This window comes from Prauserella flavalba (genome assembly GCF_003202235.1).
Taxonomy (GTDB): domain Bacteria; phylum Actinomycetota; class Actinomycetes; order Mycobacteriales; family Pseudonocardiaceae; genus Prauserella_A; species Prauserella_A flavalba.
This window is the reverse complement of the sequence record NZ_MASU01000005.1, coordinates 375,392-390,327: the sequence shown is the minus strand read 5'-3', so window position 1 is coordinate 390,327 and position 14,936 is coordinate 375,392. Positions and strand designations below refer to the sequence as shown.

At 71.3% G+C, this 14,936-nt stretch carries 17 protein-coding genes; 7 read left to right on the top strand and 10 right to left on the bottom strand.

The window, feature by feature from the left end; genetic code table 11:
* Positions 1–108: 108 nt before the first annotated feature.
* The 5 genes from BA062_RS09195 to BA062_RS09175 are packed head-to-tail and all read right to left on the bottom strand — an operon-like array spanning position 109 to position 5,002.
* A complete protein-coding gene (locus BA062_RS09195) occupies positions 109–603 on the bottom strand; it encodes a nitroreductase family deazaflavin-dependent oxidoreductase (RefSeq protein ID WP_110335642.1) in 495 nt (164 codons plus the stop codon).
* 25 nt (positions 604–628) lie between these two features.
* Positions 629–1,603, bottom strand: a complete 975-nt coding sequence (gene egtD / locus BA062_RS09190) for an L-histidine N(alpha)-methyltransferase (protein ID WP_110335641.1) — start codon at positions 1,601–1,603, stop codon at positions 629–631.
* Entirely contained in the window at positions 1,600–2,367 is a 768-nt protein-coding gene (gene egtC, locus BA062_RS09185; protein WP_110335640.1) for an ergothioneine biosynthesis protein EgtC, read from the bottom strand. The genes egtD and egtC overlap by 4 nt, the downstream gene beginning before the upstream one ends.
* Positions 2,368–2,369: 2 nt before the next feature.
* Positions 2,370–3,719: an ergothioneine biosynthesis protein EgtB gene (egtB, locus tag BA062_RS09180; RefSeq protein ID WP_110335639.1), complete on the bottom strand. Its 1,350-nt coding sequence runs from the start codon at positions 3,717–3,719 to the stop codon at positions 2,370–2,372.
* Positions 3,716–5,002, bottom strand: coding sequence for a glutamate-cysteine ligase family protein (locus tag BA062_RS09175; RefSeq protein WP_110335638.1), 1,287 nt, complete (start codon positions 5,000–5,002; stop codon positions 3,716–3,718). The genes egtB and BA062_RS09175 overlap by 4 nt, the downstream gene beginning before the upstream one ends.
* Before the next feature lie 144 nt (positions 5,003–5,146).
* On the opposite strand from BA062_RS09175, the gene BA062_RS09170 reads away from it, so the two are divergent.
* From BA062_RS09170 to BA062_RS09150, 5 genes are all read left to right on the top strand, one after another.
* Positions 5,147–5,734 (top strand): TetR/AcrR family transcriptional regulator, encoded by a 588-nt coding sequence (locus BA062_RS09170; protein WP_110335637.1) that lies wholly within the window; start codon positions 5,147–5,149, stop codon positions 5,732–5,734.
* 203 nt (positions 5,735–5,937) lie between these two features.
* Entirely contained in the window at positions 5,938–7,254 is a 1,317-nt protein-coding gene (locus BA062_RS09165; protein ID WP_110335636.1) for a hemolysin family protein, read from the top strand.
* Positions 7,251–8,300, top strand: coding sequence for a hemolysin family protein (locus BA062_RS09160; protein ID WP_110335635.1), 1,050 nt, complete (start codon positions 7,251–7,253; stop codon positions 8,298–8,300). The genes BA062_RS09165 and BA062_RS09160 overlap by 4 nt, the downstream gene beginning before the upstream one ends.
* 3 nt (positions 8,301–8,303) lie before the next feature.
* A complete protein-coding gene (locus BA062_RS09155; protein WP_110335634.1) occupies positions 8,304–9,176 on the top strand; it encodes a 3-methyladenine DNA glycosylase in 873 nt (290 codons plus the stop codon).
* Positions 9,177–9,295: 119 nt separating this feature from the next.
* A complete protein-coding gene (locus BA062_RS09150; RefSeq protein ID WP_110335633.1) occupies positions 9,296–9,961 on the top strand; it encodes a substrate-binding domain-containing protein in 666 nt (221 codons plus the stop codon).
* Here the strand turns inward: BA062_RS09150 and BA062_RS09145 are convergent.
* Entirely contained in the window at positions 9,948–10,763 is an 816-nt protein-coding gene (locus tag BA062_RS09145) for a helix-turn-helix domain-containing protein (protein WP_425452884.1), read from the bottom strand. The genes BA062_RS09150 and BA062_RS09145 overlap by 14 nt on opposite strands.
* A gap of 124 nt (positions 10,764–10,887) precedes the next feature.
* Here BA062_RS09145 and BA062_RS09140 point away from each other — a divergent pair, with 124 nt between their 5' ends.
* The gene (locus BA062_RS09140; protein WP_110335632.1) at positions 10,888–11,250 is read left to right on the top strand and encodes a nuclear transport factor 2 family protein; all 363 of its coding nucleotides are present in this window, start codon (positions 10,888–10,890) and stop codon (positions 11,248–11,250) included.
* A 42-nt stretch (positions 11,251–11,292) separates the two neighbouring features.
* Here the strand turns inward: BA062_RS09140 and BA062_RS09135 are convergent, their stop codons facing one another.
* Complete coding sequence (locus BA062_RS09135) at positions 11,293–11,859, bottom strand: MerR family transcriptional regulator (protein WP_110335631.1); 567 nt, start codon at positions 11,857–11,859, stop codon at positions 11,293–11,295.
* A 252-nt stretch (positions 11,860–12,111) separates the two neighbouring features.
* Here BA062_RS09135 and BA062_RS09130 point away from each other — a divergent pair, with 252 nt between their 5' ends.
* Complete coding sequence (locus BA062_RS09130) at positions 12,112–12,744, top strand: TetR/AcrR family transcriptional regulator (RefSeq protein ID WP_110335630.1); 633 nt, start codon at positions 12,112–12,114, stop codon at positions 12,742–12,744.
* A 208-nt stretch (positions 12,745–12,952) separates the two neighbouring features.
* Here BA062_RS09130 and BA062_RS09125 read toward each other — a convergent pair whose 3' ends face one another.
* The 3 genes from BA062_RS09125 to garA form a co-directional block, all read right to left on the bottom strand.
* Positions 12,953–13,426 carry a bifunctional nuclease family protein gene (locus BA062_RS09125; RefSeq protein WP_110335629.1) on the bottom strand — a complete coding sequence of 158 codons (474 nt, stop codon included), beginning with the start codon at positions 13,424–13,426 and terminating at the stop codon, positions 12,953–12,955.
* A 233-nt stretch (positions 13,427–13,659) separates the two neighbouring features.
* Positions 13,660–14,415 (bottom strand): transcriptional regulator FtsR, encoded by a 756-nt coding sequence (ftsR, locus tag BA062_RS09120; protein WP_168213909.1) that lies wholly within the window; start codon positions 14,413–14,415, stop codon positions 13,660–13,662.
* A complete protein-coding gene (gene garA, locus BA062_RS09115; protein ID WP_110335627.1) occupies positions 14,412–14,876 on the bottom strand; it encodes a glycogen accumulation regulator GarA in 465 nt (154 codons plus the stop codon). Before garA ends, ftsR begins: the two co-directional genes overlap by 4 nt.
* Positions 14,877–14,936 lie beyond the last annotated feature (60 nt).

Here is a 14,936-nt window from a genome sequence, read left to right as displayed (position 1 = left end):
GCGGCTCGACTTGCCTTACGCACCCGTTCCCCTTCGCTCGCCCTCGCCGGTGACCACGGCGAAGAATGGCACAGCGCGCGGCGCCGGGGTGCTACCCGAAGGGCTGGTTCAGGGTTGTTCGCCCGTTGGTGGGTCACCCGGCGAGAGGACGAAGATCGGCAGCTCCCGGCCCGCTTCGGCGCGCTCCATCTCGTAGCCGGGCCAGAAGGCGAGCAGTGCGCGCCACATCGCGTCGCGCTCGGGGCCCTTCAGTTCCCTGGCCTTGACGGCGACCTCCCGGCCGCGTACGAGCACCGTCGCCTCCGGGTGGGCGCGGAGGTTGAACGTCCACGCCGGATCGCGCTCCCTGCCCCAGTTGGACCCGGTCACCACGTAGTCGGAGCCGCGCGGGAAGTAGAGCAGGTTGGTGTCGCGGGGCAGGCCCGACCTCCGGCCGAGGGTCGTGAGCCGCAGCGACGGCAGGCCCGCGATCCCGACGAGGCTGACCCGCCCCCGCGACACCTGGTACAGCCGATGATCCGCCCAGACGATCGCGGAGGCGAGCTTCATCAGCCACGGGCGCCTGCCCAGGGCACGGGCGAGCACCGGCAGTGGGTTGCGCATGCTCCTATTCGATCATGAGGGGCGCTCAGGCGACCGCGCGCGAGAGCGACACGCCGAACAGTCCCTTCGCGTCGGTCCACCAGCGCTCGACGGCGAGCCCCGCGTCGGCCAGCTCGGCGCGCACGCCCTCGGGCCGGAACTTCGCCGAGATCTCCGTGCGCACGTACTCCCCCGCCGCGAACGTCACCTCCATGCCCGCGCCGGGAATGTGCACGCGGGTGCCGGCACGCGCGCGCAGGCGCATCTCGATCCACTCGTTCTCCGCGTCCCAGTGGGACACGTGCTCGAACGCCGCCGGGTCGAAGTCCGCACCGAGCCGCTCGTTGAGCACCCGCAGCACGTTGCGGTTGAACTCGGCGGTCACGCCCTGCGCGTCGTCGTAGGCGCGCACGAGCGTGCCCGCGTCCTTGACGAGATCCGTGCCGAGCAGCAGCCACTCCCCCTCGGCCAGCACGTCGCGCACCGAGCGCAGGAACTTCGCGCGGTCGGTGGGCAGGAAGTTGCCGATCGTGCCGCCGAGGAAGGCCACGATCCTGGGCCGCTCGCCGGGCAGCAGGCCGAGGTGCTCGGTGAAGTCGCCGACCACTCCGCGCACGGTGAGCGCCGGGTAGTCGCGCGCGATCGCGTCGGCGGCCTCGGCCAGCGCCGCCTCCGACACGTCGAGCGGCACGAACTCCTCCAGTGTGCCGTGCGCGCCGAGCGCGTCGAGCAGCAGCCGGGTCTTCTCGCTCGACCCTGACCCGAGCTCCACGAGCGTGCGCGCGCCCGTGACCGCCGCGATCTCGGGCGCCTCGCGGCGCAGGACCTCGCGCTCGGAACGGGTCGGGTAGTACTCGGGCAGCTCGGTGATGCGCTCGAACAGCTCGCTGCCCCGCGCGTCGTAGAACCACTTGGAGGGCAGCCACTTCCGCGCCGCCGACAGCCCCTCGCGCACGTCCTCGCGCAGCGCCTCGATGACGTCCTCGGTGCTGCGGTGCACGTCGAGATCCACGTCGCTCACGCCTGACTCCGATCCTCGTCGAGTGAAAGCACTTCCACCGTGTGCGGCGTGCCCCGCCGCGCGACCACCAGGTGGCGGTCGGGTACCGGGCGCCAGCCCGGGTCGTCGTCCGGTGGCTCCGACGCCAGCAGCACGCCCGCCCCCGTCGTCCGGACGGAGAGCGCGTGGGTCCACGCCGTGCCGATCACCACGTCCTCGCCCGCCAGCAACAGGTTCAGCCGCGAGCCGGGTGCCGCCCGCTCCACGTCGGTGACGAGCCCGGCGACCACGCCCACCGGGTCGGCACCGCCGCGCAGCCGGTCGCGCAGCAGCGCCCACAGCAGCGCCGAGTCGGTGGGCGCCTCCAGCCGGAGCAGCTCGGTGACGGGCAGCTTCTCCGCGAGCCCCGCGACCGAGGCCGGCCAGCCGCGCACCACGCCGTTGTGGCTGAACAACCACCGCTCGCCGGCGAACGGCGCGCACGCCGCCTCCGTCACGGGCATGCCGGTGGTGCCCGAGCGCACCGCCGCGACGAACGTGCCGGCGCGCACCGTCTCCGCGAGCCTCGGCAGGTTCTCGTCCGTCCACAACGGACTGGCACGGCGGTACCGGGCGGGCCTGCCGTCGCCCGCGAACCAGCCGAGGCCGAAGCCGTCGGCGTTGACCGTGCCGCCCCGGCGCATGTCCTTCGGCGCGTAGGACTGCACGAGCAGCGAGTGCGGCGCCGTGAACACCGCCTCCGAGGGCGAGCACGGCTCACCCAGGTAGGCCAGATGACGGCACACCGTCAGGCCCGCTCGTCCGGCCGCGGGTCACGGGCGCACCGGAACCCGGAGAAGATCTGCCTGCGGATCGGATAGTCCCAGTTGCGGAACGTGCCCCGGATCGCCACGGCGTCGGTGCCGAACGAGCCGCCGCGCAGCACCTTGTACTCCGGCCCGAAGAAGACCTCCGAGTACTCCCGGTACGGGAACGCCGTGAACCCGGGGTAGCCGGCGAAGTCGCTGCTGGTCCACTCCCAGACGTCGCCGATCAGCTGGTGCACGCCCAGCGGCGACGCCCCGGCCGGGTAGGCGCCGGTGACGGCGGGCCGCAGGTGCCGCTGGCCGAGGTTGGCGTGCTGGGCGGCCGGCTCCTCGTCGCCCCACGGGTACCGCAGCGACCGGCCGGTGGCGGGATCGTGCCGGGCGGCCTTCTCCCACTCGGCCTCGGTCGGCAGCCGCTTTCCCGCCCATGCGGCGTAGGCCTCGGCCTCGTGGAACGACACATGCACCACCGGCTCGTCGGCGGGCACCGGCTCGTGCACGCCGAACCGGGTCCGCCACCAGCCGTCCGCCTCGCGCCGCCAGAACCGGGGCGCGGTGATGGCGTGCTCGCTGCGGTAGGCCCAGCCGGCCTCGCTCCACCACCTGGGCTCGTCGTAGCCGCCCGCCTCCAGGAACGCGACGTACTGGCCGCACGTGACCGGGAAGGTGTCGATGACGAACGCGCCGACGTGCACCTCATGGGCGGGCCGCTCGTTGTCCAGCGCCCACGGCTCCACGGACGTGCCCATCAGGAACGGGCCCCCGGGCACGAGGACCTCGGGCGCGACGTTCCCGATCCGGCGCGGCGGCGGCTCCGGGGCGTGCAGCACCGGCTCGCCCTGACGCAGCTGATGGGTGGCGAGCATCGTCTCGTCGTGCTGCTGCTCGTGCTGGGCGATCATGCCGAACGCGAACGCGGCCTCGGTGAGCTTCCGGCCCTCCAGCGGCGCCCGCTCCAGCACGTCGAACGCCTTCGACCGCACCTCGCGCACGTAGGCCCTCGCCTCGGCGGGCCCCAGCAGGGGCAGCGACGGCCGGTCGGCCCTCGGGTGCTGGAAGGCGTCGTAGAGGTCGTCGATGTCGGGGCGCAGCGGCTCCCGGCCGCCCACGTCGCGCACCAGCCACAGCTCCTCCTGGCTGCCGATGTGGGCGAGGTCCCAGACCAGCGGCGACATGAGCTTCGAATGCTGGCGGGTGAGGTCCTCGTCGTCGACGGCGTCGGTGAGCGCGACGCTGCGCTCCCTCGCCCGCGCGAGCGTGCTCGCCGTGTGCTCCCGCAGGTCCCGCGGGGCGAGTTCCCGCAGCGGGTTGGGCGATTCGGTACTGGTCATGCTCGGTCCCCTCCTCGGCGCCGCACGCGCCGCTGCACGGCGTACGCGATGTCGGCGATGGTGTCGGCGGGCAGGTCGAATGCGGTGAGCTCGGCGCAGCCGAGATCGGCCACGGCGCGGGCGGCCCGCAGCAGGCCGGGATCGGCGAGCCCCCGCCGCGCGGCGTCGGCCCAGCGATGGGCCGCGGGTTCGCAGATCTCCAGCACTTTGTCCACTGTGGATGGCCGGCGCAGCAGCGCCGTCAGCAGCGCCACCGGGTGCAGCCACGTGCCGGGCGGCTGCGCGTCGAGGTAGCGCACCTCGAGGTAGCCGTGCGGCCGCACCGGCGTGAACATCGTGGTGAGGTGGTAGTCGAGGTCGGCGAACGTCGGCGGCCCCGGCACGTCAGCAGGCCCGCCGCCCGTGATCCAGTCGGCGAAGGTGAACCCCGCCGGTGCGTCCCACGGGCCGTCGGCCCTGGGCACCACCATCAGCGGGGTGTCGAGCACCCGCGTGGCCCACGCCGCGGCGGGGTCGTCGCACGGCCCGGCCGCGTAGGTGCGGGCGTTCTCGGTGTCCATCACGGCCTGCCAGCGCGCCGACGCGAGCCCGGTGTCGGCACCGGCGTGGGTGCGCGAGTTGGCGAAGAGGGCGACCAGGACGGGCCCGAGCGCGTGCACCGCGGCCCAGCGGGCCGCCAGCTCGGGCGCCTCGCCCACGTCGAGGCACACGTGCACCGCCGCGGTGCTGCACATCATCGTCAGCCCGCCGGGGCCCAGCGGCGTGAAACGGCGCTCCATCGCCGCGTAGCGCTCGGTCGGCAGCAGCCGCACCGGCGTGCGGAACGCGTCGATCGCGTGGGGATGAAGGCGAAGGCCGCTCAGTGTCAGCAGATCGGTGACGTAGGCGAGATCGAGGCCGGCGACGGAGGCCAGCTCGCGGAGGGAGCTCTGGGGCGCGGTGGAGATCTCCACCTGGCAGCCGGGTTCGAGGCTGAGAGACGATCCGCCTGGCAGCGGCAGCGCCGGGCTGTCCTGACGGAGGGTTCGGGGAGTGTGCGGGCCGAGCGCGGCGGCGAGCCGTCCTGGGTCGAGCGGCAGGCCGGGGTCCTCGGCGTCGTGGACGATGTACTCCAGTTCGACGCCGAGCAGCTTCGGCGGCCCGTGCTTGAAACAGACGGACGCCACGTATGCCTCGCCCTCGGCGCGGCTGGCCACCACGCGGGCGGCGACGTCGGCGGCGGCGGCTCCGGCGCCGTCCTGCTTGGCACTTCTGGCATAGGGAGGAATGCGGACCGCAGTCATCGGATCACCAGCCATCCACTCGCACCGACCATGCGTTGGCGACGCTACACAAGGGGTCCGACAATCGCAGGCGGCTCGCTCGCGGCTCTTTTCAGTACGTACGTACGGATTGCATCGGCGTAGCCCCGGTGTCAAGATCGGGGGATGCCACGGGTCAGCCAGGACCACCTCGACGCGCGCAGGCGACAGATCCTCGACGGCGCGCGTGCGTGTTTCGGGCGCTACGGGTACGAGGGTGCCACGGTCAGGCGCCTCGAGGAAGCCACGCAGCTCTCCCGCGGCGCCATCTTCCATCACTTCCGCGACAAGGAGTCGCTGTTCCTCGCCCTCGCGGAGGACGACGCGGCGAGGATGGCCGACGTCGTGGCGGAGCAGGGTCTCGTGCAGGTGATGCGCGACCTGCTCTCCGGCCGCAGCCAGCACCCGGCCGACTGGCTCGGCACGCGGCTGGAGGTCTCCCGGAGGCTGCGGACCGACCCGGAGTTCCGGGCCAGATGGGCGGAACGCTCCGAACAGCTCACCACCGCCACCCGCAAGCGCCTCTCGTGGCAGCGCCAGGCAGGCAACCTCCGCGACGACATCAGCATCGAGGTGCTCGCCGCCTACCTCGAGCTGGTCCTGGAGGGACTGGTCTCCCACCTGGCGATGGGCCTGCCCGCCGACGACCTCGAACCGGTGCTGAACCTGGTCGAGGAGAGCGTGCGGCGCCACCGGGGGCTCAACCCGGCCTGAGCGGCTGCCCCCGGGCGGAACATGCCGCACACCCGAGGCGTTTCACCTGGTTAAGATGACGCCGACTTCCTTTTCAGCTGGTTCCTATGAGGAGTGACATCTTTCGTGCGCGATGCGCAGTCACCTGGTGACAGTAGTCGGCCGGGTGACCGGCCCGGCTGCCTGATTTCTTCCGCCCGCGCCCGTGAGGACGGTGCGCGCTGATGGAAGTCGTGCTCACCGTCCTCGGCGTCCTGTTCGTCCTCTTGCTCACCGTCGGAACCGGCCTGGCCGTGGCCGCGGAGTTCTCGCTGACCACGCTCGAGCGCAGCACCATCGAGTCCAACGTCCGCCAGGTGGGCGACCGCAGGTCGAAGACCCTGCTGAAAGCCCACCGCACGCTGTCGTTCCAGCTGTCCGGCGCACAGGTCGCCATCACGCTGACCACGCTCGTCACCGGTTACGTCGCCGAGCCGCTGCTGGGCGGGATCATCAGGCCCTGGCTCACCGGCATCGGCCTCTCCGACGGCGCCGCGGCCGGGACGTCGCTCGTCATCGCGATGCTGCTGGCGACCACGCTGTCGATGGTGATCGGCGAGATGGTGCCGAAGAACCTCGCCGTGGCCCGTCCGCTGCAGACGGCCCGCGCCGTCGCCGGCTACCACTCCCGGTTCTCGGCTCTGTTCCGCTGGCTCATCGCACTCATGAACAACAGCGCCAACTGGGTCGTCCGCAAGCTCGGCATCGAGCCGCAGGAGGAGCTGCGCTCGGCGCGCTCCCCGCAGGAGCTCGGCTCGATCGTGCGCACGAGTGCGCAGACCGGGACGCTCGACGTCTCCACCGCGCAGCTGCTCGACCGCTCGCTGCGGTTCGGCGAGCGCACGGCAGGCGAGCTGATGACGCCGCGCGTGCGCCTGGAGTCGCTGCGCATGGACGACACCGTCCACGACCTCGTGGAGCTGTCGCGCCGCACCGGTTTCTCGCGCTTCCCCGTGTACCGGGAGGATCTCGACGACGTGCAGGGCGCCGTGCACGTCAAGCAGGCGTTCACCGTGCCCGCCACCGAGCGCCGCACCGTGCCGATCTCGTCGGTGATGCGGCCGGTGCCGACGGTGCCCGAGTCGCTGCCCGGCGACTCACTGCTCAACCGGCTGCGGGACTCCCGCTTCCAGCTCGCGATCGTCGTCGACGAGTACGGCGGCAGCGCCGGGCTGGTGACGCTCGAGGACGTGGTCGAGGAGATCATCGGCGACGTCCGCGACGAGCACGACGAGCGCGAGCAGCCCGCGTCGCAGCAGCTCACGGCCGACTCCTGGATGGTGTCCGGGCAGCTGCGCGACGACGAGGTCCTCGACGTCACCGGGTTCCGTATGCCCGAGGGCGACTACGAGACCATCGCCGGGCTGCTGCTGGAGCGCCTCGGCCGGATCCCGGACGTCGGTGACGCCCTCGACCTCGACGGCTGGCGGCTGGTCGTGACGAGCATGGACCGGCACCGCATCGCCGAGGTCAACGTGCAGCGCCGCGAGGTGACCGCGTGAACGACTGGGTAGCGATCTCGCTCATCGGTGTTCTGCTGCTGTGCAACGCCTTCTTCGTCGGGGCCGAGTTCTCGCTCATCTCCTCCCGGCACGACCGGCTCGAGGCGCTGCTGGAGCAGGGCAAGGGCCGCGCCAGGATCGTGATCAACGCGGGCAAGCACGTCTCGCTCATGCTCGCGGGCGCGCAGCTGGGCATCACGATCTGCTCCCTGCTCCTGCTGCAGTTCGGCGAGCCGGCGGTGGCCCACCAGCTGGAGGCCGCGGTGGCGGCGCTCGGCGTGCCGCTGCCGAGCTACGTCGTGCACGCGATCGCGTTCGCCGTGACGCTGGTGGCGATCACGCTGCTGCACGTGCTGATCGGCGAGATGGTGCCGAAGAACATCGCGATCGCCGAACCCGAACGCCTCGCGCTGTGGCTTGTGCCGGTGCACGTCGCGTGGGTGCGGCTGGTGAAGCCGTTCATCTGGCTGCTCAACGGCCTCGCCAACGGTGTGCTGCGGCTGATGCGGGTGGAGCCCAAGGACGAGATCGACACCGGCTACACCTCCGACGAGCTGGCCGAGCTGCTCAGCGAGTCGCGCCGCGAGGGCCTGCTCGAGCAGTCGGAGCACCGCAGGCTCACGCAGACGCTGTCGTCGGTGGAGAAGACGGTGGCCGACGTGCTCGTGCCCGTGGAGGAGCTGACCACGCTGGACCCCGCGCCGACCGTGGGTGACGTCGAGCGGGCGGTGTCGGAGACCGGGTTCTCCCGCTACCCCGTGCGCGCCGGGAACGGCGAGCTGACCGGCTACATCCACGTCAAGGACGTGCTCGACCAGGTCGGCGACGACCCGGCGAGCACGGTGCCGGTGGCCAAGACCCGCAACCTGACCGAGCTGCCGCTCTACGCCCGGCTCGACAAGGCGCTCTCCGCCATGCGCCGCGAGGGCAGCCATCTGGCGAAGGCGGTCGACAGCTCGGCCAGGGTGGTGGGCATCGTGGCGCTGGAGGACCTCGTCGAGGAGTACGTGGGTACCGTCCGCGACGGCACGCACGTCACCATGTAACCCATGTGGCTTGCCGAGCGGGAGTGGCGGGCGCGCGAGGACGTGCACGTCGAGCGGATGCGCGAGTGGACGGTGCCGCACCAGCGGCGCCGTTCGCTCGGCGAGAAGCACCCGGTGCTGGACTTCCTGTTCACCTACTACTCGCATCCGCCGTCGCACCTGGAGCGCTGGCAGCCCGGGCCCGGTGTGGTGCTCGGCGGGCCGTCGGCGCGGCGGTTCCTCGACCGCAAGGGCTACCAGGAGGTCGGCGGCGGGATCACGCTCGACCCGCGCGCGTTCACCGAGCGGCACGTCCGGACCTCCCGGTACGTGCTGTCGCTGCTGGAGGCCACCGCGTCGCGCCGGCCGCGGCTGAGCTGCTTCGGCCTGCACGAGTGGGCGATGGTCTACCGCCTTCCCGCGGGGGACGTCCGGCACGCGCAGTTGCCGTTGCGCCTCGGCTCCGACGGCACCGACGAGGTGGTGGAGTCGCTGGGCGTGCGGTGCGGGCACTTCGACGCCTACCGGTTCTTCACCGACGCCGCCCGCCCGCGCAACGAGCTGCGGCCCACCCGCGAGACGCAGCGCGATCTCGACCAGCCGGGCTGTCTCCACGTCGGCATGGATCTCTACAAGTGGGCCTACAAGCTCGGCCCGTTCGTGCCGTCGGAGCTGCTCGGCGACTGCTTCGCGCTCGCCGCCGACATCAGGTTGCTGGACATGCGCGCGAGCCCGTACGACCTGTCCTCCCTCGGCCACTCTCCCGTGCGGATCGAGACCGCGGAGGGCCGGGCCGAGTACGCGCGCGAACAGGCGGCGTTCGCCCGCAGGGCCGCACCACTGCGGGCGCGGCTCGTCGAGCACTACCGGACGCTGCTCGCCGAGCACGACGCGTGATCGACGCGTGGTCTGACCGACGTCACATTCCGCTCAGGTTCTCGCCTGTTAGAGTGATAACGTTTTGGCTACGTACACGGAGCGTGTTCAGCGCCCGTGCGGAAGGCGAGAGGACATCGATGGGGCGGCACAGCAGGGTCGAGGAGCCCGCTACTGAGCGTCCTGATGCCCGGATCACCACCGGAACCCACCGCGCCGTCGGCAAGGCAGCGCGGCGGAAGGTGGCCGCGTGGCCGATCGCGTGCCTCGTGCTGGCCGGCCTGGTGGTGGCCGGCTGGTTCGGGTGGAACTGGGCCGACGGTATGGTGCAGAGCCGGGCCGAGGCGCAGGCGTCGGACTGCCAGGAGGGCGACGCCGTGCTGCACGTCGTGGTGGCACCCGCCGCGGCGGAGCCGGTGACGAAGTCGGCGATGCGGTGGAACGAGGACCGCACGGTCGTCCACGGCCACTGCGTCACCGTCGACGTTCACGCCGCCAAGTCCGACCGTGTGCTCGACGCGCTGCTCGGCCGAGGCAGCTCCGCCTCACTGGGTGACGGCACGCCCGCCGCGTGGCTGCCCGAGTCGGCATCGTGGGCCGAGAAGCTCGCCGCCGGCCGCCCCGGCGTCGTCGGCTCTCAGGGCGAGTCCGTGGCCACCGGCAAGCAGGGCGACTTCCCGTACGTGGCGCTCGCCGGCGACGGCGTCGACGCGACGCAGCAGCGGGCGGCCCAGTCGTTCCGTGCCTACCTGCTCGCCCCCGAGCAGCGCGCGTACTTCGACGAGGCGGGCCTCAGCCGGCCGTGACGCCGCGCAGCACCTCGGCGGTCTCCGCGTCGGCGGGGTAGAACGACTCGATCGACAGCTCCGCCAGCGTCACGTCCAGCGGCGTGCCGAACGTGGCGACCGTGCTGAAGAACGCCAGCTCGCGACCCTCGTGGCGCAGCCGCAGCGGCACGAGGAAGTCGCCGGGGCCGGGGATCTCCACCTCGGGCACCTCGTCGTCGCACGGGTAGCCGCGCAGTTCCTCCAGCAGGCCGGTCAGCTCCGGGTCGGCGGTGACGGCGACCTCGCGGCGCAGCCTGCCGAGCAAATGCGCCCGCCACTCCCCCAGGTTCGCGATGCGGGGCGCCATCCCGTCAGGGTGCAGGGTCACGCGCAGCACGTTGGCGGGCGGGCCCATCAGCTCGGGCGCCACCCCCTCGATCAGCACGGCGACGGCGGCGTTGCCCTCGAGCAGGTTCCAGCGGCGGTCGATCACCACCGCGGGGTACGGCTCGTGGCCTGCGAGGAGCCTGCGCACGGCGTCGCGCACGGCGGCCAGTTCGGGGTCGTCGAGCGAGCTCTCCGGGTACACCGGGGCGAAGCCCGCGGCGAGCAGCAGCTGATTGCGTTCGCGCAGCGGGACGTCGAGGTGCTCGCCGAGGCGCAGCACCATGTCCCGGCTCGGGGCGGACCGGCCGGTCTCGACGAAGCTGAGGTGCCGGGTGGAGATGTCGGCCGCGATCGAGAGGTCGAGCTGGCTGATCCGGCGGCGGTCCCGCCACTCGCGCAGCAGCTCGCCCACCGGGGGCCTGCGCGCGGTCGTCACGGTCGTCACTGTCGTCACGAGGCTCAACCTACGGACGCGGCCTCGTGGTGGCCATGACCCCGGAGGTAATCGACGGGCGGCACCGGGCCGGGCACGGTGAGGGGGACACGAATCCGTCACCTCCCGAGAAAGGCGACAGCCGATGCCCGAGTACACCACTCTCGCCGAGCGCTACCTGGAGATCTGGAACGCCACGGACGCCGTCAGGCGCCGCGCTCTCATCGAGCGGCTGTTCACCGAGGACGCGACCTACACCGACCCGCTCGGCAGCGTCCGGGGCTGGGACGGCGTCGACACGTTCGTCGCGGGTGCGCAGCAGCAGTTCGCGGGGCTGACGTTCAGCCTCGGCGGGGCCGTCGACGGCCACCACGACACGGCCCGGTTCACCTGGCACCTCGGCCAGGACGGCGCCGAACCCGTGGTGATCGGCTTCGACGTGATCGTCGCCGAGGGCGACGACCGCATCGGCAACGTCTACGGCTTCCTCGACAAGGTCCCTGGCTGAGCACGAAACGCCCCCAAGGCGCTGTCAGCGCTTGAGAAGGGGTCAGCCGGTGCGGCGGGCCTTGCGGCGCTCGGAGAGCTCGTCGGGCACGACGGGCTCCAGTTCGCCGCCGTCGGCGCGCTCCGCCGGGAACTCGTGGATCGTTCCGCTGATCTCCTGCATGGCTCCGCTCACGGCGATACCGAACACGCCCTGCCCGCCCTGCAGTAAATCGACGATCTCCTCGGGCGACGTGCACTCGTACACCGTGGTGCCGTCGGAGAAGAGCGTGACGCGCGCGAGGTCGCGTACTCCGCGCGCCCGCAGGTGATCCACCGCGACCCGGATGTTCTGCAGCGAGACACCGGTGTCGAGCAGGCGCTTCACGATCTTGAGGACAAGGATGTCCTTGAACGAGTACAGCCTCTGGGACCCGGAGCCGTGGGCGGTGCGGATGCTCGGCGTCACGAGCTTGGTTCTGGCCCAGTAGTCGAGCTGCCGGTACGTGATACCGGCGATCTGGCACGCAGCGGGACCGCGGTAGCCAACCAGCTCGTCCGGCAGCGACGCGTCGGGAAACAGCTCTCCCTGCTCGCCGTCGGCGGCCCTGATCGGGCTCTCCTCGACCACGCATGCCTCCTCTCGCCCGGCCTGGCGACCGGCGAAACAAGACCGCCGGCCCCGGGGCGGGACCGACCGGTATGACCGTCACGCGACGTGGACCTGCCCCAGCCAGGCCTAATCACACCCGCGCGATTCAACGTCCCCTCGACGGTATGCCTGCTCAGCGGGCCGGTCAACGCGACGCGCGGGCACCCTCAAGTCGATATCGAGACTTCCCTGCTCCTTGCCTGATTTACTCAACCGTGTTAATTTTTACTTATGCAGGTAAACAACGCTGGGAGGGAGTTCGGCGGTGGACTCGGCCTCACGGTCACGGAGGAGGCGCGCCGGGCGCAGATCATCGACGCGACCATCGACACGATGGCGGAACTGGGATACCGGAAGACGTCGTTCGCCCGGATCGTGGAGCGGGCCGGGCTCAGCAGCACGCGGATGATCTCGTACCACTTCGGCACCAAGGACGAGCTGATCATGGCCACGATCGGCGCCATCGTGGACCTGCAGGACCGGTTCCTGCAGCAGCGGCTGGGCGAGGAGACCGACCGGGCCGCGATGCTCGGCGCCTACATCCGGTCGGAGGTCGCCTTCCTCGGCAGCCACCCGCGTCACGCGCGGGCGCTGCTGGAAATCGCCACCGGCACGGCGGCCGGGGACGAGGCGCCGCTGGTGCCGCTCGTCCTGAAGGGCGTCGCCACCGGCAGGCTGGAACGGCAGCTCCAGCAGGGACAGAACGAAGGGGTGTTCGGCGAGTTCGACGTCGAGGTGATGGCGATGGCGATCAGGCAGGCCATCGACGGCGTCACCGCCAAGCTCGCCAGGGAGCCGGACCTGGACATCGACGCCTACGGCAGGGAACTGGCGGAGTTGTTCACCAGGGCGGCCCGGCCTTAGGTCGTGTCTGACAATCCTCTGCCGTGCGAGCGGGATCAGCGTGGTGGCTCGCAAGGCGGAGGGAAGCCCCCGTACCGGGCGTACTCGGGCCTTCCGACAACCCATGCCCCGGGCGCGGGTGCCCCGCACGAACCGAGCGCCGCGCTGGCCCCGCGCAGCCGGCAATGGGTTTGTCAGACGCGGCCTAGAGCCGGGCGGCCTCAGGATGTCAGGTGTCGGCGCCCCGGAAGTCCTCGGGGGAAACGGAGTCGAGGAACTCGCGGAACTTCTCGACTTCGTCCTCCTGCTCGTCCGGGATGATCAGCCCGGCCTCCTCGAGCACGCCTTCCTCCGCGTGGATCGGCACTCCCACGCGCAGGGCGAGCGCGACGGAGTCGCTGGGCCGCGCGGACACCCGGATGTCCCCGTCGAACACCAGCTCGGCGAAGAACGTGCCTTCACGCAGGTCGGTGATGATGACCTGCTGGAGCTCGCGGCCGAGTGCGCCGATGACTTCCTTGAGCAGGTCGTGGGTCAGCGGACGGGCGGGCCGGACTCCTTGCTGCTCCAACGCGATCGCGGTGGCTTCGACCGAGCCGATCCAGATCGGGAGGTACCGCTCGCCCTCGGTTTCCCGCAGCAACAGAATCGGCTGATTGGCGGGTAGCTCGACCCGTACGCCGACGACGCGCATCTCGCTCATCGGGCTTCGCCTCCCTCTCCTGCGCGCGGGCTGCAGCGCTCTCACGAGGATCTCGCATCGACACCGTCGACGCTACCCGTCATGCGGGCGCTGTGCTCGCTTCGAAATTACTTCTGCCCGGCTCGGTTTCGCGAACCTTGCACTAACCGTACGGCATCCACGTGAGATCGTTGAGGGTTCGCTCTGTGGCGTAACAGACGCGACACGTGGAACACCGGTGACCACATACGGCCCTATCCGCCGGTCACACCCCGGATGCCCGCCTTGACCAGCAACGTGTGAAGCGTGACCGACAGCGCCGCCAGCTCCCGCACCAGCTCGTCCGCCCGCGCCTTCGCATCGGCGTCGTGGTGCCGGTACACGGGCGCCACGATCTGCTCCAGCAACCCGACCTCCCGGTCGGCGGACGCGCGGAACGCGCGCAGATGTCTCGGCTCGATACCGAATTCCGTCATGGTCTTGACGGTCTTCGCGATCTGCACGGCGTCGGTGTCGTAGAAACCGGCCGCACCGGGGCGGATCAGCCCGTACTGCTGCAGCTCCTGCAGCATCGCGGCGTCGATTCCGGCCTCGGCGAGCAGCTCCTCCCGCGTCAGCCGCACCTCGCGGTCGGTCGCGAAGTCGTCCGCGCTGGGCAACGACGCCGGGCCGCCGTTGGACTCGGGCGAGCCGAGCGGCACGAGCTTGCGGGGCAGCCGGGGAGCCGGCGCGGCGGGCTCGGCACCGCGGTCGGCGGCGTCGAGCTGCTCCTTGATGACCTTGAGCGGCAGGTAGTGATCACGTTGTGCCGCCAGGACGAACCGGAGCCGCTCCACGTCCGCGGGGGTGAACTGACGATAGCCGGACGGCGTGCGGCCAGGCTGGACCAGGCCCTCGGACTCGAGGAACCGGATCTTCGAGATGGTGACGTCGGGGAAGTCCTTGCGCAGCTGCGCGAGCACGACCCCGATGCTCAACCCGTCACGCTGTGGCCGCCCGGCAGCCGTCACTGTGCCCCCTGACCCCCGTGCCCGGGACCGGTCAGGAAGACGAGGCGGAACTTGCCGATCTGGACCTCGTCCCCGCCCGCGAGGACCGCCTGGTCCACGGGCTCGCGGTTGACGTAGGTCCCGTTGAGGCTGCCCACGTCGATCACCACGAACTCGCCGCCCTCGCGGCGGAACTCGGCGTGGCGGCGCGAGACGGTGACGTCGTCGAGGAAGATGTCGCTGTCCGGGTGGCGGCCCGCGCTCGTGGTGTCACGATCGAGCAGGAAACGGGAACCCGCGTTGGGGCCGCGCTTGACCACGAGCAGTGCGGAGCCCGACGGCAGGGCGTCGACGCCCGTCTCCTGCGGCTCGACCGCAGGTGCCTCCTGTCCCTCCATCTCCGACAGGAAGTCGGCCCGGAATACGGAGGTCCGCTCCGGAGACTGCTCCGGGGGAACGCCGGGCCCGTCGTTCGTGCTCACCTGAGCTCTCCTTACGCACTGAAGTGTCGTCATCGAAAACGTGGTGTAGCCAACGTACCG